Here is a 25,504-nt window from a genome sequence, read left to right on the forward strand (position 1 = left end):
AAAATTGCCATGTTCCCTTCATTTTCAATCTTGTTCAAAAGAAAGCCATGATCGGCACTTTTGATATTCAGATATTTTTTCTTTTCGAACATGACTTTCAAGCAAATGCCAGTGAATATCCAGAAAATCCGCATAAGAAAGCTGATCCTGAACCTCCCGGTAAAAAGAATTCTTAATCCAGATAAGATGACTGTTCATGATCATCCGCGTAAAAGCATGCCGTTCATCATCACTCAGCCAAGGAACTAATAATTCGCGGTCGCTTAACCGCTGCAAAGACAACTCCAGATGATTTTCAATCTGATTTACCATATCGACGTTGTGCCGGTAAAACTCCGGCGTCGCGCGGCCGAGTTCATCGACCGTATAGAAGAAGCGGTTGACAATCAAACTATCAATCATCGCTTCGATCAACTCAAAAAATTCAGTAAAAGTGGAAGCCGGCAGCTGATTCATAAAATCCGGCCATTTCAGCAAAGCGATCATCAAGTCTTCTTTTTTATGAAAATGATAAGTTAAATTACCCAGACTGATTCCCAGAGCGGAGGCAATATCGCGCATCGTCGTTTCCTGGTATCCCTTTTCATTAAAAAAGGATTGTGCAGCCGCTAAAATTTCGTGTTTCAGATTCTTATTCATGAGGCATCACCCGGCTTTAATTCTAGCATGCGGTTTCCATTCTGACAAATTAACCTGGGTCTTGACAAATAAGTAACAAACGCTTAAACTCTAAATTAGTACAACGTACTAATTTAGGAGGGAAAGAAATGAAGAATAAACAAAGTCTTGCTTTACTGATCGCGGGTTTGCTGATGACCGCTTGTTCCACATCCCCAGCCGCCAGTTCAACCCCAACTCCGGAAATAACGCCGGAGCCGACAGCCAGCGCAGAACCGACGGTGGTGGATTACCGGAACATCGATGTTCAGCAACTGGCCAAGGAGGGAATGAAGCTCACTTCCGCAACGGTCTATGGCGTTTACAATCAGGAAGGCGATTCGGTCGACAGCTCGATTCAAACAACGGTTTACGTCAATGATGAAACCAAGGAAGTCGTCTTTATTGATTTTGTCGAAGCTCTGCTTCCGGTCTCGGCCGGCGGAGCAGATGGCTGGGCTATTCTCGACGATGAAAAAGCGGAAGCCTTAGGCGATGAGGCCGTCATCACGGCAGGTGAAAAGCGTTATCCGGCAGCCTTTGAGCTGAATGGGCTGACCTGGACGGCGGCAGCCTCAGCGGATTCCGTCGTTTATACCACGGAAATTGAAGGTGAAGACATCGAGTTTATGAGCTATATTGCGACACAGGAGGGCGGAGCCTGGTATCACGAGTCGTTAGCGAAACCAGCGCAGCTGCTGGACAAGGAAGGGAAACCGGCAGCGGAAATTCAGATTGGAACAAAAGCCTCCATTGAGCACGGCGTTGGTTTCTGGCCGAGTCCGATTACCTTCCCGGGGAATATTGAATTGATCAAAAATTATGTTTACGATCACGGCGTCAATTTTGGAACTTATCCGGAAACCTCGGATATCGCTAAAAATGACGCAGGCGAATGGGCGGTTGCGGATGTAACGACCGGTGCTACGTTAGCGGGAGCGCCGAACTATTTCAATCTGATCAAACAGGCCTATGAGCTGATTGAATCAGGACAGGGAACACCGTTTACCGCAGAATAAAGACGCGAAAAGAAAAAGCTGAGATTGAACGAGGATTCAGCCAGGAATCCCGTTATCAATTTCAGCTTTTAATTTTACATGATCGAAATCAGCACGAAGCCTAACAGGAAACCAGCCAGCTGGAATACCAGCGGACGCCGGCCTTTTTCCATCAGCGTGACCTGCGGCAGAATTTCATAATAAGTAACATATAACATACATCCAGCCGCCAGCGCCAGGGTGAATCCGATGAATACCGGACTGATCGAACCCAGCAGGACGCCGGCGATCCCGCCGATCAAGGTCGGCAGTCCGCTTAACGCGACCAGAAACAACGCTTTGCCTTTGCCAACCCCGCCGCTGCGCAGCGGGACGATCATGCCCATGCCTTCCGGAAGATTATGCAGGGCTAAAAGCAGCGCCATCATCATCCCCGTTTTCACTTCATATAACGCGCTGGATCCCACCGCCATACCCTCCGGGAAATTATGCAGAGCAACCGAGCCGATCATCATCATGCCCAGCTGCATTAATTTTTTAGTATTGACTTCTTCCATTGCGTGATGGTGATGATGCAGATCATCCAGTTCATCGGGATGTTCGTCGTGATGATGAAACAAACCGTCAAATTTTAATAGAAGCAGCACGCCCAATCCGCAGCCGGCGACCGCGATTGCCAGACCTGCCTGTTCCAAGGCTTCCGGCATCAGATCAAAGCAGATCATGCTGATCATCATCCCCGCCGAAAAGGCCAACAGACAGCTTAATGATTTCGAAGACTTCGGATCGATCCGCAATCCGAGAACCCCGCCTAAGAGCGTGCCCAGCACCCCCGCAACAAATGTCAATACGACTGCCATAACCATGTTGATCGCCTTCCCTTCAGCGTCTTTAATTATATCAAACGTGTCAAGAACATCCTGTTTCTTATGATTCTATTCTGCCCGTTTCACTCCATCATAGACAATTCCCGAATAATCCGATGATAAAGAGATGAAAGAACCATTATGAGAACTGATGATAAATCCTGTGAAAATAAAAAGGGTTTACCGTTCACCCTGTTTTCATCTATAATAGAATTAAAGAATAAAGTGTAAAAACAAACGAAAATATGAAATTGATCATTAGAATAAGAATTTATCTGCAATGAAAGATTATGATTTGTGGAATTAAAGAAAAGATGGATAGATCAAGATATATGAAGTCCCATGACTCTGAATAGAGGGGGATCATTATGAAAAACAAAGGTTTCATTACGATGATGTGTTGGATTCTGCTGGGATTCAGTTTAATCGGATGTTCCCATCAGGAAGAGGATAAAGAAATTGAGACGCTCGCTCAGCATTTTTTGCGGGAAGTAATTATCCTGGATTTTCATCAAAAAGATGAAGATCTTGATCAACAAGTCGAGGCTGTTTTAGGTCCGATGATGAGCGAAGCTGGGTTGAAACAGTTAGTTCAGGATCAGGCGTATACGCTGCAAGGTTTAACTGGGTTAAGCTGGAAAGAATATATCACCTATACGAAAAAGCCATTGGGAATCATTTGGCTGGGTGAAAACGTAAGTTATGCGATCAAGATAACGCATCCGGGCTATATGTGGGTACGGGAACTGATTTTCTCATTTGTTCCTAACCCTGTGGTAGATTCGCCGCGATGGCTGATCGATGCGGCTTATGTAAGGATTTCTTATCCAAATCAGGAGGAGTAGATTATGAAAAAAGCGTTCTTATGTCTTATCATCACTCTGTGTCTGGTTGGCTGCCAGACGAAACCCACAACCGAGGAAATTCTGCGGACTCAAACGGAACATTTTCTGGAATTGACAGACACGCTTCCCGTCATGCCGGAGGATCTATTCGACGATGCGAAAACGCTGGAAGAGCGGACGGCGCTGGCAGAAGATTGGGCTGCGCAGCTGCAGGATTATCTTTCGCCGGTGATGACGGATAAGGCGATTGAGGCCTTTGTCGCCAACCGAATGCCGGAAGGGTTTAACCGGTTTCTTGGCTTTGAAGAGACAATACAAACTCAGGACTGCCGTCAGATCTCGAATGTGGAAAAACTCAGCGGCGGGGATTATGACGTCACGGTTACCTATACTGCGGACGAGCAGACGGTGAAGCTGCTGCTGAACTTTAAGGAAACGGCAGACGGCTGGCGAATCACGTCGCTGCGCCGGCGATAATACAGAGGCATAAGGCACAAATATTAACGGCGGGGACAATCCTCGCTTTTATACAAGGAAAATTAAATGATATAATAGGCTCAATGAGAAAGTGAGGAATTTCAATGATCAAATTTAACAAGGAACAATTAGTCATGCAATCCGTTCAGGGCAAGGTTCATCCGCCGGTAATGAAGCGCCAGTACCGTGTCGGCAGCGATGGCCGGCCATGGATTCTGCCGGCGACCGGCGGGATCACGTATAATTTTCAGATTGGCGATGGTTGTATGGGCTTGGCCGGCGATCATGTCGAACCGGGCGTCAGTACGAAGAATCCGGATCCGGCCATGGATATGGCGTACAACACCTTGACCTGTGTCGGCAATCAGGCCAAGGTCATCACCGGTGAAGCAAAAGGCGCAGTAGGCTACGTCACGGGCAAACACGGCGGCATCGATCATGTCATGATTGCCTTTGAACAGGAAGTCTTGGAAAAACTGACGATCGACGATCAATTTTTAGTCAAAGCCTGCGGGCAGGGCATGACGCTGACGGATTATCCGGAAATCACGGTGATGAATCTGGATCCGGAGCTGATTAATAAAATGGGGATTGAGGAACAGGACGGCTGTCTGGTTGTGCCGGTTACGAAGGTGATTCCGGCGGCGTTAATGGGTTCGGGCTTAGGCAGCGATACGATGCTGAGCGGCGATTATGATATCATGACGCGCGACGCGAAATCGTTTGCGGAGCTGGGATTACAGGAACTGCGGTTCGGGGATATCGTAATGATTCAGGATCACTGCAACGATCACGGACCGGACTACTGCCAGGGCGCGGTCACGATCGGCGTGATCATTCATGGCGACAGCTATATTTCCGGTCATGGCCCGGGTGTCACCGTCTTGATGAGCTGCCGCACACCGAAGATCAAAGCCAAGCTGGATCCGAACGCCAATCTGGCAAACTATTTGAATTTTAAGAAATAAGCGTCAGAATCCCAGCTTTCAAAGCAAGTTAAGCAACGCGATGAACAAGCTCGGAATGGTCAAAGAATCGGAAAATCAAAACAAACAAGAAAAACCGGCGGGTCAGCCGGTTTTTAAATGACTTATCAGAGGCCTGACTGATCAGTTCCTCAGAGTAAGACAAGATTGATCAAAGCTTATCTCGCCTGAACGGAGAGAACTCTGGAATACGAGAATGCGAGATGGACAAACTCCAGTCCGGATCGCCGTCAGGAATTTAGTTTTGAAATTCATGAAGTAAGGCGATCAACGAAGCTCCGGATCCTGCGCCTGCTTCAATGCTTCGATTAACAGACTGGCGCTGTGCGAACAATAATGATCGCGCCGGCGGATCAGACAGATATCCCAGGTCAGTTCTTTCTCCGTAAACGGAATCACGGGCAGCTCGTCCGGCTGATCATCCCGGCGGTAATACGTCGTGCCGATGCCGACGCCCTGGTTGCTGAGGACCAGCTCTTTCCAGGCGATTTCATTGGGTGAACTTAGCGCGTAGGAAAGATGCAGCTGCTGGCGCAGCGCGCACTGTTCCACGGCCTGCCAGATTTTAAAAATCCGGTTTTTGGTGATCAGCGGATACTGGCTGCATTGCTTCAGCGTCGTTGTTGTCTGACGGGCCAGCGGATGATCGGGATGAACGACGGCGCACAGCTGATAATGCTGAAGCACGGTTGTTTCAAACAATTCCGGCTTGTTGGGCAGATTGATCGACAGTCCGAGGTCGCAGTCCTCCTGTTCCACCATTTGCTCGGCAAAGACGTCGGGCAGTTCCAGAAATTCAATTTCTATCTCTGGGTGTTGGGCTTTGAACGCATTGAAGACGGAATTGAAATGACCCTGGAGAATACCATGGCTGCAGGCGACGCGGAGATGATTATTTTCCTGGCTGGCGATGTTTTTCAGCCGGTCCTCCATCGCGTTGATCTGATTAAGCAAGACCGTGACTTCGCTGAGCAGCGCCTGGCCGAAGGTCGTCAGCCGCAGTTTTCCCTGATCACGATAGAAAATTTCAGTATCAAATTCCCGGGCCAGAACGCGCATCGACTTGCTTAACGCCTGGGGCGTGATGTACAGCGCCCGGGCGGCTGCGGGAAGATTCAGACATTCCGAAAGTTCCTTAAAATAAATCATTTGTCGAAGTTCCATCTTTGCACTCTCCTCGCTCTTAGTGAAACATACCCGATCAGCCTTGTCAATCGCGAATGAAACTCAAAGTTTCAAAGGTGAAGAAAAAGGTTGATTGCCTGTGAAAATAAAATCAAATACAATGAAGACAGCGAATTCTTCGTAAAGAAGAAAGCGGGAGGAAGAAAATGAAGAAAGTTTTGACTATGATTCTGAGTCTGACGCTGCTGATCTCGATGACAGCCTGCCAGACGCAGAAGCCGGCGGAAGGGAAATACACGCCGGGAACCTACAGCGCACAGGCCCAGGGATTCGGCGGCACGGTAACCGCCACGATCACCACGGACGCCAATGCCGTGACCGAAGTTGTTCTGGAAGGTGCGGAGGAGACACCGGCCGTTGGGGGCGCAGCGCTGGAAACGCTGGCTGCGGCTATTAAGGAAACCGGCAGCGCGGAGATCGATGGCGTCAGCGGCGCGACCGTGACCAGCAACGCGGTGAAAACCGCCGTCAGCCAGGCCCTGGATCAGGCCCAGGGAAAAGAAACCGCCAAGGCGGAGCTGAAAGCCGGAACCTATCCGGTCAAAAGCACCGGTTACAGCTGGACCGGCATGATCAGCGCCGATGTTACAATTGAAGGCGGTAAGCTGGCCGGCATCGCGATTACTGAGGAACACGAAAGCGAGACCGGAGAAATGGCGCAGACCGCATTTGACGCGTTAATCCCGCGGATGATCGAAGCGCAGAGTCTGGCCGTGGACAACATCAGCGGCGCGACGGCAACGTCCAATGCGATTCGCGATTTAGCGGCCCAGGCGATTACTGCGGCCGGCGGGGATCCGGCTCAGTGGCAGACCCCGGTGGAAAAGAAATCAGATACCGTCAAGCTGGAAGGCTACGACGTCATTGTTGTTGGTTTGGGCGGATCGGGAATCTTATCCTATTGCGCGGCGGCGGAATCCGGCGCGACGGTCTTCGGGATTGAAACGACAGCCAAGCTGGGCGGACAATCCGCGACGACGACCGGTCCGATGGTCATCAACTCAAAAAATGAAGCCTATCAGGATGTGACGTTTGCGAATCCGGATGACGTCTACAAGACCTGGATTGATTATGTGGAAACCGAGGAGAAAGCGGATATTATCCACGAAGCCGTGTATAACAGCGGAACCTATCTGGATTATTATATCGATCAGTTCGGCTTTGAATTCGCGGGCATGATCATGAGCTTCGCGAAACCTGAATGGTCGCAGTTCTGGACCCGGTATGTCGGGGAAAATGGAACCTCGAATATCTTTGGACCGACCAAAACCAACCAGTTCAACCGGGCGATGGACAAAGCAACGTCGCTGAACGAGAAGAACGGCTATCAGCTGGAGCTGACGGCGCAGGAGCTGTTGTTTGACAACGGTGAAATCGCAGGCGTTAAGGCCGTTTCCTATGACGGAACAGTTTATGAAATCTATGGCGATGCTGTGATTCTGGCGACCGGCGGGTATATCGGCAACGAGGAAATGGTATTGGAAAATTGGGAGGCCATGCCGAACACGGTTGCTTCCTTAGTCAACGACGGAACAGGCATTCAGATGGGACTGGCGGCCGGCGGTACAACCTATATGATGGGCGTGGCGCCGATGATTCATATCCTGCAGGTTCCGAATCTGATCAAAAACGACGATCTGACTGCCGATCAGAAGGCAATCCTGTCCGCGCTGGCTTTGGTCAAGGGGGAAACCAGCGTCACCGTGAACGGAGAAGCGCTGGATCCAACATTATCAGAAGCCATGATTCCGGAATATAAATACTACAACGTGTATACCGCAGAACAGATTGAGGCCTATAAAAACGAAGGCCTGAGTGAAAACTTCGCGACGGCGACCAGCATGTTCTTAGGCCAGGGCGGCAGCTTTGAAGTCGGCCAGCCGATTGCGGATCTGGACACGATCCTGGAAGTCGGCCAGCAGTACAAGAACGTGTTAAAAGCGGATTCGATTCAGAGTCTTGCGGAACAGATTGGCTGCGATGCCGCCGTTTTGGCGGAAACACTGGGCGGCGAAGACACGACGTATTACGCTGTGATCGTATCCGGCTACACTTACGGCACCGTCGGCGGTCTGGACGTTGACGTCAACATGAATGTGCTGCGCGAAGACGGCACACCGATTGCCAACCTGTTCGCAGTGGGCACGGATTCGATGGGCGTGGAAAACATCGAAGGCAAGCCGTATACCCCATGGGGCGGACAGGCTCAGTCTTGGACGTTTGTCTCCGGCTATTTAGGCGGTAAAGCTGCGGCAGAAGTCGGAATGGCTGAATAACCAGCGCTTAATTCAGGAAGAAGATCTCATTTCTAATTTGAAGTGAGGTCTTTTTTGTGTTCATAAAAAGAGATTAGGGATGGAAAAAAATTCGAAATTTTATCTGGTGTTGGCTTGGCATATACAGGTTCTATATCTACACAATGATCGGCATGAATGGAGAAAAGAATAATGATCTCTAATTGAGACTTACGTTTTATTTTGGAAAGGAATTCTGAAATTTATCGTGAGTGACGTTTAAATCAGCAGAGGAATTGGTTACTATCCCATGCCATTAAAAAGGAGAAAAAGGAAAAAGTAGAGTGTTTTCAGAGGAGAATTTGCTTCTTTTTGGTCACTTTAGCTGCGATCATGGACTGCCGATTCCGCCGGATTGCCAAACGGTTTTTCCAGATCGTACAGAAAGCCGCGCTGCCTCTGAATAAGAAACTTCCAAGCCTGGCTTTCACCATTTCCCCCAAGGCCGCATCGGCAGAAGACTGAACCGGGAACAACGGACCAGGAGAATCAATCAAGAAAAGTAAAAAAATCCTGCCTTCCCCAGGACCCTCGGGGATAAAAGCAGGATTTATAAAATGGATGCGGGAAGAATGCGGGAAACGGACTTATATTTCCTGCATCAGCTTTTCAAACTGATCCAGCGTTTCTTCAAAATAGCGGAACGCGTCGTCATAGACCTGTTCTCCCCGCGGATCCGCACCGGCTTCGACCAGCTGATCGATGGGAGCGCAGCTGCCCCCGCGCGTTAAGAACCGCAGGTAATCTTCGGTTTCTCCCTTGAGAATCCGGGATGCGAAGGATAAGGCAACGGACATGCCGATCGTGTATTTATAAACATAGAAGTTGTAATAGAAATGCGGAACGGAATAACACTTGTATTTTTCGAGTTCATGCACAGTGACCGCCGGGCCATAGTAGTCCTGATTCAGCTTGTAATAATATTCTGTTAAATCCGAGGAAGATAAGGCCTCTCCGGCTTCCAGCTGCTCGTGCAGCCAGGCCTCAAACTGAGCGAACATCGGCTGACGGTACAGCGTGCCGACCAGCTGTTCCAGCATGTTGTATAACAACGAAGCCTTCATTTTCGGATCGTCGCTGTGCTGAAGCATGTATTGATTCAGCAGCACTTCGTTGACGGTGGAGGCGACTTCGGCGACAAAGATGCGGTAATCCGCTAACAGCGGCCGGTTAGCCCGGTGGGAGAAGAACGAATGCATCGAATGTCCCAGCTCATGCGCCAGCGTGCTTAAAGAATCATAACCACCGGTGAAGTTGGTCAGCACAAATGGATTGGAATCGTAGGTGCCCCACGAATACGCGCCGCCGCGCTTGCCCTGATGCGGATAATAATCAATCCAGCGCTCAGTCCGCGCCCGCTTTAACAACGCCTGATACTCTTCGCCTAACGGCGCTAACGCCTGATCAAGAATTTCAAAGCACTGATCGAGATCATAATGTCCATCGACAGCTTGGACTAACGGGACATTCAGGTCATAGCTGGTGCAGTCGTCCAGCTTCATGATTTTCTTTTTCAGTTCATTATAGCGCCAGAAGGCTGGATGATATTTGGTATTCGCCATCTCCAGCACCTGATTAAACAGCGGTATATCCGCGCCATCCTCAAACAGACTTGCTTCCAATGCGCTGGAGAAATGATGCAGCTTTGCCTGAAGCACCTGGCCCTGGGCATGGCCGGTCAGCGTGGAACAGAAGACGTTCTGGTGCCGGCGGTATTCCTCATAGAAATGCTCAAACGCCTGTTTGCGGATTTCCCTGTCCGGATTGTGAAGCAGCTGGTTCATGATCGCCTGGTTTAAGAACTCTTCTTTTCCATCGATCATCACTGGTTTAAATTCCGGCACAAACGCCTTGAAGGTTTTCTGCGGGTTCTGGAACAGCTCGCTCATCTGTGCCAGCAGATGCTCTGTCGGGGCGTCCGGACGATGCGGAATCGTGCGGAATGTTTCTTCCATCGGATAACGGTAATCTGCGCAGTCCTCTTCCGTCAGATAAGCCTCGACGGTTTTCTGATGTTCGATGAATTCCTGATCAACAAAAGTCGTAGCGGCCGCGGCCTGGTTGACAAAGGCAACGGATTTGGCCAAGTTTTGCTGGACCTGCGGATCCTCCGGCTCGACGTCGGCACGCATCTGAGCGTAGACCGTCAGATTTTCACACTGCCGCTGCAGCGCTTCCTGTTTGTCCATAAACTGCCGGAAGCTTTCACGGGATTCTGTGATGTGTCCCTGCGCCTGTGTAATCTCACTCAGCAGCTGCTTCGCTTGTTCCATCGCGGTGTCAAACTGGGCCTGATCGGCGAACAAACCGCTCAGATCCCAGGTATCTTCAATTCTAATTTCTTTTCTTTCCATCGTTGATTTCACCTCTGTCTTTTATTGTATCATCATTTTCAGATTTTCCTATTTCTTCCGCTCGACAAAATGACAATGGACAAGAAAGTTTCAGAAGAAAGCGGGCATCGTTGAGCGTTGATCCTTTCTCCAGAGAAGATTAGCGTCCGGCTCGTTTATCAATAGGTATAGAAAAACGGAAGGGTTGATTGATCGTCACCCCTCCGCTTGTGTTCAGACACGTTTGTTTTTTTCTATGATGATGGGAAAATCCGGATGTTGTCAGCTTCTCCGCAGATGAATTTCTAAAAGCGGATCAGGAGTGCATGTGCAGACCGCCGTCGAGCATGAAGCTCTGACCGTTGAAATAACCGGAATCCTCTGAAGCTAAGAAGGCGATGATCGGTCCGCAGTCTTCTTCCGTCGTCCCGATGCGGTGCAGCGGCGATCTTTCTTCCAGCGCTTTCAGTGCGGCTGGCTGAGTAGTACGGAAATTCTCCGTCGCAATGATCGGCAGGAAGACGTTGGATGTAATCCCGTATTGTCCCCATTCGTTGGCGGCGGTGCGGGTGATTGCGCGGATCGCTTCCTTGGCCATGCCGTAAGCACCGAAGCCGCCGCTGCCGTCATAACCAGCCGCGGAAGCCGTGTTGATGATGCGGCCCCAGTGGTTTTCTTTCATGTACGGGAAGCACAGCTGCATGAATTTCAGGCTGGCCAGCGGGCCGGTCTTGTACGCCAGCAGCGCGTAATCCGTATCGATGTCCTCAATCGGCCGGTAAAGCATAGCACCCTGGGCGCAGTTGATCAGAATGTGGACCGTGTGGAAATGAGCGATAGTTTCATCGACGACATGCCGGATCTGTGCTTCGTCCGCAACGTCGCAGACGACGGTCAGCACCTGGCCTTCCGGCTTCTGACTTTCGATTTCCTGCCGGATTTGATCCAGTTTTTCCTGCCGGCGGGCACAGAGTACAACGGAAGCCCCGTGGGCGGCTAAAACTTTAGCGACGCCCGCGCCGACGCCCGAGCTGGCGCCGGTAACAATGGCCACTTTTCCAGAGAGTTTAAGCATACAAATCACCTACCCTTTTCTTAGTTTCATTATATCGCTGGTTCGTGAAGAAAGAACAAATTTTAACAAAGTATTGTTTTCACAAAGCCTGAATTGAAAAGTGAAGTCATGACTTATACTTGATGGATCCATACGATTCTGGCGGCGATGAAATGAGATCGAATGCCATTGTCTTTCCAGGGAGAAATTCACGATCTTTTGTCATGGAGAGCAGGCTTGCTTAGTCTTGCGGCCTGAGCGAAGCAAAGCAGGGCCGGCATATAAAAGGGCCAGATCCACGCGCCAGCTGCCGTCCGTGAACCGCCCAGTTGGAAAAGCACGACATTCAGATCACACAAGGCTAACAACACAACCCCAACTGCTGTCCAGATCCGGGTTTGAATATCCGAGGACTGAAACTCTGATTTGATCTCCTTCCGCCTGTCCGCTGTCCGCTTTAACGGAAAAGTATCGATCAGAATTCCCAGCGCCGCGCTGAGATTGAAGGTTGTCTGGATTGTGTAGAACAGGGCCAGACAGATCAGTTTGGGGAGTTTTAGAAGCAGCCCCGCGATAAAGACAAGGCCGGCAATGATCAGACACAGCCGGATCGTTTGTTCGCGGGAAATCAGAATGAAACTCAGACAAAGCTGAACAAGGCAAAAGGCTGCAACCCCGATTTCCCATTGCGTCGTAAACAACAGAAACAAATCGGCCAGGGCACAGCCGGTCAGAACGAAGATCGGCAGCGGATTCCCAGGCTTGCCCTTGCGCCTGGATATCAGCGCGCTCGCCAGACACAGGACAACCTCGGTCCACTTCCAATATTCAATCTCCGCGGCACCCGGCAGGAGGCCGTTCTCCATTGCCAGGATCAAACCGCTGAAAAAGACCGCAAGCAGAAACATCAGCGCCACCTCCGCGGTTTAGCCTTCCCCATTCCGCACGGTCCTATCAGTTCGCTGAAAGACAGCGCTGATCCTATTTTTCCAGCTTGGCAAAGATCGACCTGAAACAGAATAGAAAGAAAAAGAAAAGGAGCGCGCGGGGCGCTCCCAAAGGGAGGGAAGAAAGAAACATTGGGCTGATTCATGAACTTGGAAAGATTTTCGATATTCCTTTTCAAGCCGGCTGTAACTGTCCGATCAGACTCAGAACATCCGCAGGATAAACGCTGCCAAGCTGCAGCAGACGACGCCGCAGACCGTCGGGATCAGGATCGCCGCAGCCGTCCATTTAATACTCTTGGTTTCCTTGTAAATGGTCAGGCAGGTCGTCGAACAAGGCCAGTGAAACAGCACGAAGATCAAAGTGCATACCGCTGTCGTCAACGTCCAGCCCTGCGCCAGAAACAAGTCCTTCATCGCGCTCAGACTGCTCATTTCGATCAATGAGCCATTGGCCATATACGCCATGATGATGATCGGGATGACGATTTCATTCGCCGGGAATCCAAGGATGAAGGCGATCAGGATCACGCCGTCCAGTCCCATGAAGCGGCCTAACGGATCGAGGAATCCCGACGCCCAGGCGAGCAGCGACTGACCTTGGATGCCGACGTTCGCCATCACCCACAACAGAATGCCAGCCGGCGCGGCCACGGTGATCGCCCGCCCCAGCACGAACAACGTGCGGTCAAAGACCGAGCGGACCAGCACCTTGCCCAGCTGCGGCCGGCGGTAAGGCGGCAGCTCCAGCGTGAACGAGGATGGTACACCTTTCAAGACCGTGGCTGACAACAGCCGGCTGACCAGAAACGTCATGCCCAGTCCCAGCAGGATCGTCAGGGTTAAAAGCAGCGCCGACTGCAGCGACTGCGTCAGCCCCGCGGCTGAGCCGAGAAAGAACATGGTCAGAATGCTGATCAGTGTGGGAAATCTTCCATTACAAGGAGCAAAATTATTTGTCAGGATCGCGATCAGCCGTTCCCGCGGAGAATCGATAATCCGGCAGCCGATTACGCCGGCGGCGTTGCAGCCGAAGCCCATGCAGGTCGTCAGCGCCTGTTTGCCGCAGGCATGCGCTTTGGCAAAAGTTTTGTCCAGATTGAACGCGACGCGGGGCAGATAACCAAGATCCTCAAGATAGGTAAACAACGGGAAGAAGATTGCCATCGGCGGAAGCATAACCGCGACCACCCAGGCTAATACCCGGTACATCCCCTCGCTCAGCATGGTGACGATGACACCCGGCAGATGCAGCGCCGTCAGAAATTCTGCCAGCGGCGCTTCCAGGGAGAATAAGAATTCCGCCAGCATCTGCGAGGGAATATTCGCGCCGGCCAGCGTGATCCACAACACCAGGCACAGAAGCAGGATCATCAGAGGAATCCCGGCCCAGCGGGAGAACAAAATCCGGTCGATCTGCCGGTCACGTTTCATCGCCTCGGCTTCGTTCATCGTCACGGTCTGTTCGGCCAGCCGCTGCGCCTGCTGGATTGGACATTGGATTAACTGATCCGGCCAGCGATCGTTTTTGTAGGCCTGATCGAGGACCTTGCGGCTGCGCAGGGCCAGACTGTGGAGCGTTTCGATATCCGCCTGGCTCAGCGAGGTTGATTCATATAACGATTTCAGCGTAGATTCCGGATTGTTCAGGATCTGCAAGGCAATCCAGGGAATGTCATAGGCTGGATCGAGCATCCGCAGCTGTCCGCGCAGGCGGTCCAGTTCGTTCTGAATCACAAATGGGTAATCCAGACAGGCGATCTGCGTGCGGGGATGCTCCGTTAGCTGGGCAACGGCGTCCATCAACGCGTCTAATCCCTGATGACTGCGGGCGCTGGCGGCAACGACCGGCACCTGAAGCAGTTCGCTTAGCTTTTTCAGGTCGATTTCGATTTTCTTCTTGCGCGCTTCATCCATCAGATTAACACAGACGACGACGTTCGCGGTCATCTGGAGAATTTGAAGGACGAGGTTGAGGTTCCTTTGCAGCGCCGTTGCGTCGCAGACCACGATCGTTACGGCGGGTTTTTGGAAGCAGATGAATTCGCTGGCGATCGCTTCCTCAGCGCTGTTGGCGATCAGGGAATACGTTCCCGGCAGGTCGACCAGCGTATAGTCCGTTTCCTGATGCCGTGCCGTGCCTTTCGCCAGCGCGACGGTTTTCCCCGGCCAGTTGCCGGTGTGCTGGTTCATGCCGGTCAGTTCGTTGAACACGGTGCTTTTGCCGACATTGGGATTGCCGGCCAGCGCAACCAGAATTTCCGAGTCCGCAAACCGGAAGTTACGGCTGGCTTTCGCACTGGTTGACTGAACAGTGAGTCCCATACTTATTCCTCGTCATGCTCGACAAGGATGGAACGGGAATCTTTGTCGCGAATGGCAATGACTGTGCCGCGGATCAGATAGGCGACCGGATCGCCGGCGCAGCTTTTGACCAGCGGGATCAATTCGGTACCCTGGACTAATCCGATATCCTGCAAGCGGGTGCGGATCGAGCCGGTGCTGTTGAGCTGGGTGACTTTGCAGCGCTTACCCAACGGGATCTGATTTAATGAACATTGGACGATACTCATAGTCAATTCCTCCTTTAAGTTGGTGATGGGAAAGTTTGTTTCCCACTACCAACTTATGAGTTGACAGCCGGTGCTGCTAGGCTTACGGAACCGCTGTCAAAAAGAAAGCCCTAAAAAGCAGCGGTATGCCATCTGTTCGATCATGAAGGAATTCTTACAATTTCGGTGACGGCCGAAAGAAGGAGAGCGGGAATGATATAATTTAAAAAGAGGGAAATGAAAAAGGATGAAGAAAACAAAATTTCTGGAATCGAAAATTCTGACTGTCGCGCTTGGGCTTTTCATCGCAGGCAATGTCTATGGTCTTTTAAACCATTCGTTAACACCGACTGATTATCGGCATTGCGGCGTTTTTCAGTTCAGCGGGACTGACGGTTACGGCCATGTTGAATTTACCAATCACGAGTCCGTTTATAATCTTACACGGGAAGGGGAATTCTGCGCCAACTTGGAGTTTTTCGCAAAATCAGAAACCGGGCTGGTTCCGATCACCGCGCTGAACCGGCTGCATAACGGGGATTCGCTGACCGTGATGCCAGTCTATGATTCAGTCTACACCGAACTGTTAAAGGTGAAGCCCGACGCCTCGCCGCTGACGCTGCAGGTGGAAGGCCTGCCTGCGGGGCTGACCGGTCAGGATCCGCGCCTGGAGGATCAGAAAGCAGAGATTCTGCGGGCTCTGACGCCGCGTTTTACAGGGCAGCCAAACTGGATTACGCTTGCCTTGCGCGAGGATGAGAAGAATGAAACGACGTTGATCATTTACTTTGAAGATCTGGATTCTGAAAGGGTCTATGCCGCGGAGGTCAAAGGCGCTTATTTTGATGAGCAGGATATTTTTCATTTTGAGGAAAAAGAACTGCGCCTGGCTGACGATCAGGAATTTGCGCGGCAGGCGGAAGCAGATCCATCCGGGATCCGGGAGAAGGAAAAGGAGCAGGCAGGCGAATGAAACGAAAAGGAATCAATATCATGCTTCTGGCTGCCGCGGCCATGACGCTGGGGGTGCTTGTCTATCGTACAAGGCAAAGACCTGTTGTCCAGATCAGCCGCGAAACCTGGGAATATTATCATACGTCTTTATATTCTGGTTATCCTTCGACGCCGAATCGGAAAGATTGGAATTCGCGGTTATTGGAAGACGATCTGCGCTATGCCCGGCAGGCAGGCGATCTGGAATGGCTCGATCAGCTCAAACGCGTCCAGGCCGCGGCCCGATGTCAGACGCCCCAGTATAACTGGTATCCGGCATGCAATATCCAGTTGACTGACGAACCCCGGCTGCAAGGCTCGATCCCTTTATTAACCCGGGAAGAAGCTCTGACGCCGGACGTTCAGACTGCCTTGGAGGAAATCCTGTTTCGTTTTGCCAGTTTGCGCTGCCATCCGAATTCTGAAGGCACGCTGACAATTGAAAAGGCGTATTTCATTGATTCGGAGCTGGGCAATACGGCGCAGCTGCTGGCCTGGGTGAGGGAAGATCAGGAAAAACAGGAAGAACCGAAAACCTTTGTTTTAGTGATTCACAATCTCCATCAGGCAAAGAACCGCTGGGTTTACTGGAACGATCAGTTTGGCTATTCTACTGATTTTTGCGAGCTTGGCCTGCCGCCTGACGAGGATTGGCCGGAATATCATGCGACCCCTCTGCCACGAATCGAAGGCGCTTCGATGCGGATCGAGGAAATGGAATGGATGCTCAGCCGTTTGTAGACGAGAAAAAGGTGAAAACGATTCTTTCTAAAACGATCATTCTCTATTGCGATTTTTGGATATTAGTGCATTCAACGAATTGCGATTATTGGAGGTATTGACGAAAAATGAATTGCGATTTTTAGAGGGGTCTTTGGATTTAAAAAAAGAATTGGTGTGTGCGATGCTTTTTTGAACTCAAGCTGACATAAAAAAACAGACGGACACAGTGCGACGACTGCGGCAGTCTGGTTTTGTCGTTTTGATCTGGAAATAACAGGTAGGAAATAACGGCGGGACTTCCTTGATGTACACCCGTCTTTCATGGGATAAAAGAATTGTGGAAAACTGACAGAGATTGACAACGATTTAAAATGAGGTAGGATTAAAAACAGATTGGAGTGATTTTATGGCGATTGAACAAGCCCGGGACTATCTGAAAGCATGGGGCTGCGCCGATCAGATTATTGAGCTGGAGCATTCCAGCGCAACGGTGGCGTTAGCGGCGGAAGCCCTGGGAACGGAAGAAGCTCGGATTGCGAAAACCCTGTCGTTTTGGGTGCAGGAACAGCCGGTATTGGTCGTGACGGCCGGTGATCAGAAAATCGACAACGCGAAGTATAAAGCGTTCTTTCATGTCAAAGCGAAAATGTTAAGTTATGAGGAAGTGGAACCGGTGATCGGTCATCCGGTCGGCGGCGTCTGTCCGTTCGGCATTCATCCGGGAATTCCAGTTTATTTGGATGAATCGCTCAAACGGTTTGAAACGGTGTTTCCTGCCTGCGGCAGCGGCAACAGCGCGATCGAGCTGACGCCTGACCGGTTGTTTGAAATCGCACAGGCGCAAGCCTGGATTAACGTCTGTAAATAGAGGATAAGAATTAACGCGAATAAGAAAAAAAGGATCTCCTCCGGTCTTATTTGGAGAAAATGTTTTGGTCATCCCCGGCCTAACAGAAATCTCCATCTTCTTCGCAAAGACGGGGGGATAGCTTAATTAAATGGCGGAAAAACAAAAAGCACTGAACTGAGAAAAATGTTCAGTGCTTATTTCTGAAATCATAAAGCCGAATAAAATAAGAAGCAGGACAGCCGTGAACTCAAGGGTCAGCCGGAAATCTGGTTTGTTTTTTCAATGATCGCGTCGACCGCTTCCAGCATCGCCGAACGTAAGCCCAGGGCTTCCGCTTTTTCGACGCCGACGATCGTACTGCCGGCCGGGGAACAAACCTGATCCTTTAAGATCCCCGGATGCAGTCCGGTTTCGCTCACCATCGCCCCGGCGCCTTTCACGGCCTGGGCTGCCATCGCATACGCCTGGACGCGCGGAATTCCATGTTTAACGGCAGCGTCGGCCATCGCTTCGATCATCATATAGATCAAAGCCGGGGTGCTGCCGGTCAGGGCGGACACCGCATTCATCTGCGCTTCCTCGATCACGACGGTTTTTCCAGTCATAGCCAAGAGGGAAAGCGCCAGCTGCTTTTCCGATTCTGTGACCTGAGCGTTAAAGGTTAAGGCGGTAAACCCTTCTCCGACGGCGGCGCAGGTGTTGGGCAGGGTGCGGACCAGATGGACGTCTTCTCCTAAGCGCTGGGCGTACCAGTCCAGCGTTAAAGAAACGGCGATCGTCACAACGAGCGTTTCCGGCCGCAGCGCGGGTTTGATATCGGCGAGCACTTCCGCCATTTTAACCGGTTTGACCGCCAGAAATAAAACGTCGCTCACCTTTGCCACTTCGGCCGCCGAGTCGTATTTCTGGGCCGGAAAATCCGTTTTTTCCGCTAAATGAGGCGAATAGGCCGCCATCGTGTAATCCTGCGTTTTCTGGGTAATCCCGCGAATGATCGCCGAGGCCATATTGCCTGTGCCAATCCATCCGATTGTCGTCATAGAAAAGTCCTCCTTTTTTATCCGGTCTTCCCGGTTTTCTTCGATTTGGTTTCATTATACAACAAACCGTCAACTTCGACCGCTCGTGAATTGTAATTATCCCGCGAAACCATTAAAATAAAAGCAGAAAGGCCAGGTGGGAAACAATGTTTGAGAAACTGAACGAAGTCAAAGTGCTTCGCGATCCAATTCATGGCTATATTCACGTCGATCTGAAAGTGATCTGGGATTGTATCAACAGCCGCGAGGTTCAGCGGCTGAAACGAATCCGGCAGCTGGGCGGGGCGTTTCAAGTCTATCATACCGCGGAGCATTCCCGGTTCGCGCACTCTTTAGGGGTTTATGAGATCGCCCGGCGGATGGTTGAGGAAATCCGCGATTTGCGGGAAACACTGAGCGAGGAAGAAAAGATAACGGTCATGGCCGCCGGTCTGCTTCATGATTTGGGGCATGGTCCGTTCTCCCATGCGTTTGAATCCGTGACCCTCGCCAAGCATGAGGAAATGACGCGCCGGATCATTCTGGAAGAGACAGAAGTCCATCGCGCGTTAGTCCGCTGCAGTCCATCGCTGCCGGAAAAAGTGGCGGCGGTGATCGACCATACCCATCCCAATAAAATTCTCGTTCAGATGATCAGCGGGCAGCTGGATGCCGACCGGATGGACTATCTGCTTCGGGATGCTTACTTTACCGGGACGAAATACGGCGAATTTGATCTGGAGCGGATCCTGCGGACCATCCGCGTGCGCGATCATAAAATGGTCGTCAAGGAAAGCGGCATGCATTCCGTCGAGGATTACATTATGGCCCGCTATCACATGTACTGGCAGGTTTATTTTCATCCGGTATCGCGCAGCTTTGAGTCGATGCTGACGCTGATGTTCGCACGGTTAAAGCAGCTGCGGGATCAGCACAGTCCGATTTTGGAACAAATTCCAATTTTCAACGCTTTCCTGGAGGGACGCGACGTCAGCGTCGAGGATCATTTCCTGATGGATGAACCCGCCTGCAACTACGGGTTTACGCTGTTCCGGCAAAGCGCGGATCCGATCGCCGCGGATCTGGCGCGGCGGCTTCTGGATCGCGACCTGTTCCAGTCGTGCGAAATCCATAAGCACGAGCAGCTGGAAGCGATGCGCGCACGGTTAGTGGAAAATGGCTGGGATCCGGCGTACTATCTGACCGTTGACGAAGTCCGGCAGCGGCCGTACCAACCTTATCAGGGAAATGAAAATTCGATGGTCTGGGTTTTGATGGAGGACGGTACGATTCAGGAACTATCCGATGCCTCGGTCATCGTGGCGGCCCTGGTGCATGGGGAATCCAAGAATGACTTGCGGATGTACTACCCGCGGGAAATGGAGAGGGACCGATAAGCCTAATAAACTTGCGGAAATTCTTACCAGAGAGCCTCCCAAAGATTGGAAATAATGATATAATACGGCTATTGATCAGCGTGGTTTTTAATGCATGCGGCTCAAACGCAAAAAGTAGACTTTCCCTGACAGCCCTGAGAATCCGGAAATTTTCTGGAAACCGGGCTTTTTCTTTCGTTTTTTCGCTGTCATAAAATGTCTAATTAAATTGACAGTCGTGAAAAAAAGGGGGAATGGGCAATGCGATGGAAATGGTTGGCAGAAAAGGAATACCGGACAGCGGCGGAAGTGTATGGACGGATAGATCCGCGGTTTCTGGATCCTGCCTTTCCGGCGGCTTCCCGGCGGTGTTTCCAGGTGGAAGCGCATGGGGTATGCGTCGCCGGCGTTGTCAGCAAGCAGGAAAAACAGCTGTTTCTGGGCGGCTTAACCAGCGGCGATCCCGCCGTGATGCCGCTGGTGCTGCGCTTTGCCAACCGCCTGATGTGGCAATGGGGCTGCCGGAGCGGTCAGTTGGAGAGCGCCGCAAACGCGCTAACCTTGGAGGAGGAAAAAACGGTCTGGAAACAGAAAAAGTCCGGCCGATGCAGGGAGGGCGCATGCCGGATCGAATGGGAACTCGAAGAAGGAAGCATCAAAATCGGTGTGCTGCGCTGTCAGATCGATCCGCTGGTTCAGCGGAACCGGCTGGAAGCACAGGTCATGACGGCGAAGCTGTTGGATGTGGAACGGCGTGGCGAAGTGATCGCTCAAATTCATCATTGGGACCAGCTGGCCAAGAAGCTCGGCCCCCTGATCGATGCCGGCGGCCTGCGGTTTGTCAGCCGGAAGGCTCAGGCCTGGATCAGTATGCCGATTCCCTCGCCGCAGGCCGCGGATCCTGAATATCTGCGGGATCAGCTGGCCCGGCAGCTGGCGGCGCTGGGCATCACTCTGTGCCCGGAACCCACGGTGGATGTTGTTCGCTGGCGCCGCCGGTTATTCATGTTTACGCATCAAAAAGACAAGCAGCGCCATTTGGCACGTCAAACAGGCCAGACCGGCGCTGGCATTTGCCCACAGCAGCGGCGGCCATAAGCCGGCTGCCAACAGAGCGAAAAGCGTCAGTGCTCCGGCCAGCGCGGTACATAGTCCTCGGATCATCGTTGTACCTCCTGCCCCAGTCTATGTGAAATGAAACCGGAAGGTTCGCTCCCTCGCCTTTCGGTCTTTCTTTTTCTTTCTGTTGTCTGGCTTTTACAGGGCGAGCTGACCAAGCGTCTGGAAAAGCTTTGCGTCAAACTTACGGATCGGTGCGGCGGAACCAGTAGAGCGAACCGGCCGGATTGGGCTGACCGCTGATCGGATCCACGCGCCGTTCCTCCAGCTGGGGGCTGAGCGTGTACCAGGGACCGGGGGAATCCTGAGGATAGACGGTGTTGAAGATCTGCTTCCAGATCTGTTTCGGCACCCGCCGTTCCTCGTTGGTTTCCAGCTTTTCATTTTCATCATACCCGCTCCACAGCACGACGGTCATCTGCGGATTATACCCGGCGATCAGGCTGTCCCAGTCGCTGGATCCGGACTTTGCGGCCGTCGTTGTATAGGGCTCGTAGCCCAACAGGGAAGGCGTCATCACCTGCAGATTTTTGATATCAAACGGCGCCCGCAGCAGCTGGGATAGCATCAGCGTTTCATCGCGGTGCAGCAGTTGTTTTGGATTTTCCTGGCGTTGATAGAGGATGTTGCCGGCGTTATCGGTGACTAACCGGATCATCGACGGTTCATCCACCAGCCCCTCCGAGGCGAACGTGTTGTAAATTTTCGCCAGGTCGATCAGCGGAAAATGCGTCGCGCCTAAAGCCATCGCGGCCGTGGCTTCCTCGGATTCGATGCCGAAGGCGGCCAGACCGTCCGCCAACAAATCCATGCCCAGAAACAAATGCGTTTTCACGGCGTAGATATTATCCGACACGCCGATCGCGTTGATCATTGAGATTTCCTTTTCCGGATACACGTTGCGGTAATTGGTCGGGGCATAAAACACGCTTTGGGAGATCTGAAACTGGGTCGCGGTGGAAAGAAAGGTCGAGGAGGGGGATAACCCCTGCTGCAGAGCGATGTAGTAAAGCAGCGGCTTGATCGTCGAGCCGACCTGTCGGGTGGAATGCAGCGCGCGGTTGTATTGCGAGGTTGTGTAATCCCGGCCGCCGACCATCGCCAGGACGTTGAAGGTGAACGGCTCCAGGATTAATCCGGCGATTTGTTGATCGGTATCCGGCATGTGATCGTCGACGGCATCCTGCAAAATCGTCTGCATTTCCGGATCCAGATAGGTATAGACGTTCAGCCCCTTTTCCAGCGTTTCCTGATCGAGGAAGCCCATCTCTTTCAGCTGCGCCAGCACGGCGTCCTTATAATACCCGCTGGAGCCCATGATTTTCTGGGTGGAAAAGTCCGCCAGCAGCACCGGCTGTGCTTTTGCACTGTCGGCTTCACTCTGGGAAAGCTTCTCATTGTCGACCATCGCCTGCAAGACGACGGCCTGCCGCGAACGGGCGTTGTCCATCGAAATAAAAGGGGAGAATAAAGAGGGCCCGTTGGGAATTCCCGCCAGCATCGCCATTTCGCCTAAGGTGCAGTCGTCCAGCTCCTTGCCGAAGAAAAACGCGGCGGCCTTCTGGATGCCGTAGACGCCATGCCCGTAATAGATGGTGTTCAGGTAGGTTTCCAGAATCTGATCCTTGGAGAAATGCATTTCCAGCTTCGCGGCGTACACCGCCTCCTGAAACTTCCGCGACCAGGTCTGGTCGAGCGTCAGAAACAGATTGCGCGCCAGCTGCTGGGTGATCGTCGAACCGCCTTCCACGATATCGCCGTTTTCAGCATTGACCAGCACCGCTTTGGCAATCCGGATTGGATCCAGACCGTAATGTTGATAAAAACGCCGGTCCTCAATCGAGATCACCGCGTCGATCATCGTCTGCGGAACCTCCTCCAAATTTATCCATTCGCTGTTTTTCTGATAGGTCGATTCATAAATTAAACCGCCCTGGTTATTATAAAGACGGATCCGGCTGTCCTGTCCCAGCAGCGGGACATACGACAAATAAGCGTAGCCGTAGAAGCCCAAAAGCGCCAGTAATCCGCACAATGTCAGGACGCATCCGGCCGTGATCAGTTTTTTCATCGTCCATCACCTCGTAGGTTTATTGTGGCCCGTAGAAAGAATTTTAAACTTATTGAAATTGACTATTGACAACTATTCAACAACCGTTATAATCATAGGGAATAAAGGAAAAAGAAACATGATTTCAAAACCAAAACAAGTTCGCGTTGTACGAACCGATCTGAATACCGGGCAGACCGAATGCCTGTGCGAATGCGCATGCGAGGTCGCCGGCGGGAATCAGCTTTTTTATACCGAGACCGGGCCTGACCGGTGTCCGGTCCGGGTTGAAATACAAAGTCAAAGCATAACGATCCAACGTCAAGGTGAAGCGGTAACCACGATGTTCCTGGTGCTTCATCAACGATCCGTCTCCCGCATTCAAACGGAGTTCGGTGTTTTTGAAATCGGCAATCTTACGACTCTTCTGGAACAAACGGAGGACTGTTGGCGCGTCGCGTATGAAATCGGCGAGCCGGGACAGCCGTCCGACCGCTTCCAGATCGAATGGTTTTTTAAGGAGGCAGAAGCGTGAATCAAATTGAAACAAACCTCAAAACCTGCATTATAAATGCAGTGAAACAGGCTTTTGACCTGGATTGGGAAAGCGGCGACGTCGTCATCGAAATTCCAAAGGAAAAGATCCACGGCGATTACTCGACGAATGCGGCGATGCGGCTGACAAAGCAGCTGCGGCAGAATCCGCGGATGATCGCGCAGCAGCTGATCGATCATCTGGATCTGAAGCAGGGTTCAGTCGCTAAATGTGAAATCGCGGGTCCGGGTTTTATCAATTTCTTTATGGAAAGCGCAAGTCTGGCGTCGGTGATCGGCGTCGTGCTGCAGGAAAATGAAAACTACGGACGTTCCGACGCAGGCCAGGGACTGAAGGTCGACGTTGAATATGTTTCGGCGAATCCGACCGGGGATCTGCATCCGGGCCATGCCCGGGGAGCGGCGATGGGCGATTCTGTCACGCGGCTGATGAAATTTGCGGGCTATAACGTGACGCGCGAATACTATGTGAATGACGCGGGCAATCAGATCCGCAACATGGCGTTGTCGCTGCAGGCGCGTTACCTGCAGGCGTGCGGCGTGGAGGCGGAGGTGCCGGAAGACGGCTACCACGGTCCGGACCTGATTAAAATCGCGCAGGACCTCAAACAGGAATACGGCGAAGACCTGGCGCATAAGGATAAAGCAGAAACTTATTCCTTTTTCCGCCAACAGGGACTGCAGGCCGAGCTGGCGAAGCTGAAAGCCGATCTGGCGGCCTTCGGCGTTGAGTTTGATGTCTGGACCAGTGAACAGAGTATTTATGACCGCGGCATGGTGGACAAAGCGCTGAACACGCTGAAAGCCCAGGGCATGACGTATGAAAGCGAAGGCGCCCTGTGGCTGCGCACAACCGATTTCGGCGATGATAAGGACCGCGTGCTCGTCAAGAGCGACGGCAGCTATACGTATCTGACGCCGGATATCGCGTACCATGTCGACAAGTTTGACCGTGGCTATGATAAGCTGATCGATTTCTTCGGTGCCGATCATCATGGCTACATTGCCCGGCTGAAGGCGGCGGTGCAGTCGCTGGGTAAAAATAAAGACGATCTGGAAGTGGACATTATCCAGATGGCCCGGATGGTGAAAGACGGCGAAGAATTTAAGATGTCCAAACGGACCGGCAAGGCCGTTGCCTTAAAAGATCTGGTCGAGGAAGCGGGCGTTGATGCCGTCCGGTACTTCTTCGTTTCCCGCGCTGCGGATACGCACATGGATTTCGATATCGACATGGCGAAGAAGCAGACTAACGAAAACCCGGTCTACTATGCTCAGTACGCTCACGCGCGGATGTGTTCGATTCTGCGCTCGGGAGCGGATATCCCGCTTGCGGATCATTACGAACTGATCACGCACGAAAAAGAACTGGATCTGCTTAAGCATATCAATGAATTTGCTTCTACGGTCGCCGATGCCGCCAAAACCCGCCAGCCGCACAAAATGTGCAATTATATCACCCGTTTGGCGCAGCTGTTCCACACGTTCTATGCGGACTGCAAAGTCCTGGACCGGACGAACCTGGAATTAAGCGCTCAACGTCTGGCGCTGGTGAAGGCTTCTGAAATGACCCTGCGCAACGCACTGACGCTGATCGGCGTCAGCGCCCCTGAAAAAATGTAAGA

Annotated in this window: 23 protein-coding genes; 13 read left to right on the top strand and 10 right to left on the bottom strand. The window is 51.8% G+C overall.

Annotated features, from left to right (window positions below; all coding sequences use genetic code 11):
• Positions 1 to 24: 24 nt before the first annotated feature.
• Positions 25 to 639, bottom strand: coding sequence for a TetR/AcrR family transcriptional regulator (locus DWY25_RS09420; RefSeq protein WP_117895021.1), 615 nt, complete (start codon positions 637 to 639; stop codon positions 25 to 27).
• Between the two features lie 128 nt (positions 640 to 767).
• Here DWY25_RS09420 and DWY25_RS09425 point away from each other — a divergent pair, with 128 nt between their 5' ends.
• Positions 768 to 1,676 carry a YajG family lipoprotein gene (locus DWY25_RS09425; protein ID WP_117895022.1) on the top strand — a complete coding sequence of 303 codons (909 nt, stop codon included), beginning with the start codon at positions 768 to 770 and terminating at the stop codon, positions 1,674 to 1,676.
• 74 nt (positions 1,677 to 1,750) lie between these two features.
• Here DWY25_RS09425 and DWY25_RS09430 read toward each other — a convergent pair whose 3' ends face one another.
• A complete protein-coding gene (locus DWY25_RS09430) occupies positions 1,751 to 2,521 on the bottom strand; it encodes a ZIP family metal transporter (protein WP_006058431.1) in 771 nt (256 codons plus the stop codon).
• 368 nt (positions 2,522 to 2,889) lie between these two features.
• Between DWY25_RS09430 and DWY25_RS09435 the strand changes: the two genes are divergently transcribed.
• The 3 genes from DWY25_RS09435 to DWY25_RS09445 all read left to right on the top strand — a co-directional run bounded on the left by DWY25_RS09435 (position 2,890) and on the right by DWY25_RS09445 (position 4,811).
• Positions 2,890 to 3,366: a hypothetical protein gene (locus tag DWY25_RS09435; protein ID WP_117895023.1), complete on the top strand. Its 477-nt coding sequence runs from the start codon at positions 2,890 to 2,892 to the stop codon at positions 3,364 to 3,366.
• Positions 3,367 to 3,369: 3 nt separating this feature from the next.
• The gene (locus DWY25_RS09440; RefSeq protein ID WP_117895024.1) at positions 3,370 to 3,843 is read left to right on the top strand and encodes a hypothetical protein; all 474 of its coding nucleotides are present in this window, start codon (positions 3,370 to 3,372) and stop codon (positions 3,841 to 3,843) included.
• 104 nt (positions 3,844 to 3,947) lie between these two features.
• The gene (locus DWY25_RS09445) at positions 3,948 to 4,811 is read left to right on the top strand and encodes a DUF4438 domain-containing protein (RefSeq protein WP_117895025.1); all 864 of its coding nucleotides are present in this window, start codon (positions 3,948 to 3,950) and stop codon (positions 4,809 to 4,811) included.
• Between the two features lie 285 nt (positions 4,812 to 5,096).
• Here the strand turns inward: DWY25_RS09445 and DWY25_RS09450 are convergent, their stop codons facing one another.
• Entirely contained in the window at positions 5,097 to 5,993 is an 897-nt protein-coding gene (locus tag DWY25_RS09450; RefSeq protein WP_117895026.1) for a LysR family transcriptional regulator, read from the bottom strand.
• Positions 5,994 to 6,160: 167 nt separating this feature from the next.
• Between DWY25_RS09450 and DWY25_RS09455 the strand changes: the two genes are divergently transcribed.
• Both DWY25_RS09455 and DWY25_RS17725 read left to right on the top strand, forming a co-directional pair.
• Entirely contained in the window at positions 6,161 to 8,290 is a 2,130-nt protein-coding gene (locus DWY25_RS09455) for an FAD-binding protein (RefSeq protein WP_117895027.1), read from the top strand.
• A gap of 330 nt (positions 8,291 to 8,620) precedes the next feature.
• The gene (locus DWY25_RS17725) at positions 8,621 to 8,773 is read left to right on the top strand and encodes a hypothetical protein (RefSeq protein ID WP_181981772.1); all 153 of its coding nucleotides are present in this window, start codon (positions 8,621 to 8,623) and stop codon (positions 8,771 to 8,773) included.
• Positions 8,774 to 8,895: 122 nt separating this feature from the next.
• Here the strand turns inward: DWY25_RS17725 and pepF are convergent, their stop codons facing one another.
• The 5 genes from pepF to DWY25_RS09480 all read right to left on the bottom strand — a co-directional run bounded on the left by pepF (position 8,896) and on the right by DWY25_RS09480 (position 15,215).
• A complete protein-coding gene (gene pepF / locus DWY25_RS09460) occupies positions 8,896 to 10,662 on the bottom strand; it encodes an oligoendopeptidase F (protein ID WP_117895028.1) in 1,767 nt (588 codons plus the stop codon).
• A 295-nt stretch (positions 10,663 to 10,957) separates the two neighbouring features.
• On the bottom strand, positions 10,958 to 11,716 hold the full coding sequence (locus tag DWY25_RS09465; RefSeq protein ID WP_117895029.1) for an SDR family NAD(P)-dependent oxidoreductase: 759 nt from the start codon (positions 11,714 to 11,716) through the stop codon (positions 10,958 to 10,960).
• A gap of 188 nt (positions 11,717 to 11,904) precedes the next feature.
• Positions 11,905 to 12,603, bottom strand: a complete 699-nt coding sequence (locus DWY25_RS09470) for a lysoplasmalogenase family protein (protein WP_117895030.1) — start codon at positions 12,601 to 12,603, stop codon at positions 11,905 to 11,907.
• Positions 12,604 to 12,846: 243 nt separating this feature from the next.
• On the bottom strand, positions 12,847 to 14,967 hold the full coding sequence (feoB, locus tag DWY25_RS09475) for a ferrous iron transport protein B (protein ID WP_117895031.1): 2,121 nt from the start codon (positions 14,965 to 14,967) through the stop codon (positions 12,847 to 12,849).
• A 2-nt stretch (positions 14,968 to 14,969) separates the two neighbouring features.
• Complete coding sequence (locus tag DWY25_RS09480; protein WP_006058412.1) at positions 14,970 to 15,215, bottom strand: FeoA family protein; 246 nt, start codon at positions 15,213 to 15,215, stop codon at positions 14,970 to 14,972.
• Between the two features lie 226 nt (positions 15,216 to 15,441).
• Between DWY25_RS09480 and DWY25_RS09485 the strand changes: the two genes are divergently transcribed.
• The 3 genes from DWY25_RS09485 (at position 15,442) to DWY25_RS09495 (ending at position 17,778) form a co-directional block, all read left to right on the top strand.
• Positions 15,442 to 16,167 carry a hypothetical protein gene (locus DWY25_RS09485; protein WP_117895032.1) on the top strand — a complete coding sequence of 242 codons (726 nt, stop codon included), beginning with the start codon at positions 15,442 to 15,444 and terminating at the stop codon, positions 16,165 to 16,167.
• Positions 16,164 to 16,928, top strand: coding sequence for a hypothetical protein (locus DWY25_RS09490; protein WP_117895033.1), 765 nt, complete (start codon positions 16,164 to 16,166; stop codon positions 16,926 to 16,928). The genes DWY25_RS09485 and DWY25_RS09490 overlap by 4 nt, the downstream gene beginning before the upstream one ends.
• 388 nt (positions 16,929 to 17,316) lie before the next feature.
• Entirely contained in the window at positions 17,317 to 17,778 is a 462-nt protein-coding gene (locus DWY25_RS09495) for a YbaK/EbsC family protein (protein WP_006058402.1), read from the top strand.
• 236 nt (positions 17,779 to 18,014) lie between these two features.
• Here DWY25_RS09495 and proC read toward each other — a convergent pair whose 3' ends face one another.
• Entirely contained in the window at positions 18,015 to 18,800 is a 786-nt protein-coding gene (gene proC / locus DWY25_RS09500) for a pyrroline-5-carboxylate reductase (protein WP_117895034.1), read from the bottom strand.
• A gap of 146 nt (positions 18,801 to 18,946) precedes the next feature.
• On the opposite strand from proC, the gene DWY25_RS09505 reads away from it, so the two are divergent.
• Both DWY25_RS09505 and DWY25_RS09510 read left to right on the top strand, forming a co-directional pair.
• A complete protein-coding gene (locus DWY25_RS09505) occupies positions 18,947 to 20,176 on the top strand; it encodes an HD domain-containing protein (RefSeq protein WP_117895035.1) in 1,230 nt (409 codons plus the stop codon).
• A gap of 240 nt (positions 20,177 to 20,416) precedes the next feature.
• Entirely contained in the window at positions 20,417 to 21,253 is an 837-nt protein-coding gene (locus DWY25_RS09510) for a hypothetical protein (RefSeq protein WP_117895036.1), read from the top strand.
• Between the two features lie 205 nt (positions 21,254 to 21,458).
• Here the strand turns inward: DWY25_RS09510 and DWY25_RS09515 are convergent, their stop codons facing one another.
• Positions 21,459 to 23,345 (bottom strand): transglycosylase domain-containing protein, encoded by a 1,887-nt coding sequence (locus DWY25_RS09515; RefSeq protein ID WP_117895037.1) that lies wholly within the window; start codon positions 23,343 to 23,345, stop codon positions 21,459 to 21,461.
• Positions 23,346 to 23,463: 118 nt separating this feature from the next.
• On the opposite strand from DWY25_RS09515, the gene DWY25_RS09520 reads away from it, so the two are divergent.
• Positions 23,464 to 23,859: a YwiB family protein gene (locus DWY25_RS09520; protein WP_006058395.1), complete on the top strand. Its 396-nt coding sequence runs from the start codon at positions 23,464 to 23,466 to the stop codon at positions 23,857 to 23,859.
• Positions 23,856 to 25,502: an arginine--tRNA ligase gene (argS, locus tag DWY25_RS09525; protein WP_117895038.1), complete on the top strand. Its 1,647-nt coding sequence runs from the start codon at positions 23,856 to 23,858 to the stop codon at positions 25,500 to 25,502. Before DWY25_RS09520 ends, argS begins: the two co-directional genes overlap by 4 nt.
• Positions 25,503 to 25,504: the final 2 nt, after the last annotated feature.

Origin of the sequence: Holdemania filiformis, from assembly GCF_003459085.1 — a bacterium.
Taxonomy (GTDB): domain Bacteria; phylum Bacillota_I; class Bacilli_A; order Erysipelotrichales; family Erysipelotrichaceae; genus Holdemania; species Holdemania filiformis.

Bases quoted from the DNA above. Each gene is read 5' to 3' on its own strand.
- DWY25_RS09420 (WP_117895021.1), bottom strand. From the start codon at position 639: ATGAATAAGAATCTGAAACACGAAATTTTAGCGGCTGCACAATCCTTT.
- DWY25_RS09425 (WP_117895022.1), top strand. From the start codon at position 768: ATGAAGAATAAACAAAGTCTTGCTTTACTGATCGCGGGTTTGCTGATG.
- DWY25_RS09430 (WP_006058431.1), bottom strand. From the start codon at position 2,521: ATGGTTATGGCAGTCGTATTGACATTTGTTGCGGGGGTGCTGGGCACG.
- DWY25_RS09435 (WP_117895023.1), top strand. From the start codon at position 2,890: ATGAAAAACAAAGGTTTCATTACGATGATGTGTTGGATTCTGCTGGGA.
- DWY25_RS09440 (WP_117895024.1), top strand. From the start codon at position 3,370: ATGAAAAAAGCGTTCTTATGTCTTATCATCACTCTGTGTCTGGTTGGC.
- DWY25_RS09445 (WP_117895025.1), top strand. From the start codon at position 3,948: ATGATCAAATTTAACAAGGAACAATTAGTCATGCAATCCGTTCAGGGC.
- DWY25_RS09450 (WP_117895026.1), bottom strand. From the start codon at position 5,993: ATGGAACTTCGACAAATGATTTATTTTAAGGAACTTTCGGAATGTCTG.
- DWY25_RS09455 (WP_117895027.1), top strand. From the start codon at position 6,161: ATGAAGAAAGTTTTGACTATGATTCTGAGTCTGACGCTGCTGATCTCG.
- pepF (WP_117895028.1), bottom strand. From the start codon at position 10,662: ATGGAAAGAAAAGAAATTAGAATTGAAGATACCTGGGATCTGAGCGGT.
- DWY25_RS09465 (WP_117895029.1), bottom strand. From the start codon at position 11,716: ATGCTTAAACTCTCTGGAAAAGTGGCCATTGTTACCGGCGCCAGCTCG.
- DWY25_RS09470 (WP_117895030.1), bottom strand. From the start codon at position 12,603: ATGTTTCTGCTTGCGGTCTTTTTCAGCGGTTTGATCCTGGCAATGGAG.
- feoB (WP_117895031.1), bottom strand. From the start codon at position 14,967: ATGGGACTCACTGTTCAGTCAACCAGTGCGAAAGCCAGCCGTAACTTC.
- DWY25_RS09480 (WP_006058412.1), bottom strand. From the start codon at position 15,215: ATGAGTATCGTCCAATGTTCATTAAATCAGATCCCGTTGGGTAAGCGC.
- DWY25_RS09485 (WP_117895032.1), top strand. From the start codon at position 15,442: ATGAAGAAAACAAAATTTCTGGAATCGAAAATTCTGACTGTCGCGCTT.
- DWY25_RS09490 (WP_117895033.1), top strand. From the start codon at position 16,164: ATGAAACGAAAAGGAATCAATATCATGCTTCTGGCTGCCGCGGCCATG.
- DWY25_RS09495 (WP_006058402.1), top strand. From the start codon at position 17,317: ATGGCGATTGAACAAGCCCGGGACTATCTGAAAGCATGGGGCTGCGCC.
- proC (WP_117895034.1), bottom strand. From the start codon at position 18,800: ATGACGACAATCGGATGGATTGGCACAGGCAATATGGCCTCGGCGATC.
- DWY25_RS09505 (WP_117895035.1), top strand. From the start codon at position 18,947: ATGTTTGAGAAACTGAACGAAGTCAAAGTGCTTCGCGATCCAATTCAT.
- DWY25_RS09510 (WP_117895036.1), top strand. From the start codon at position 20,417: ATGCGATGGAAATGGTTGGCAGAAAAGGAATACCGGACAGCGGCGGAA.
- DWY25_RS09515 (WP_117895037.1), bottom strand. From the start codon at position 23,345: ATGAAAAAACTGATCACGGCCGGATGCGTCCTGACATTGTGCGGATTA.
- DWY25_RS09520 (WP_006058395.1), top strand. From the start codon at position 23,464: ATGATTTCAAAACCAAAACAAGTTCGCGTTGTACGAACCGATCTGAAT.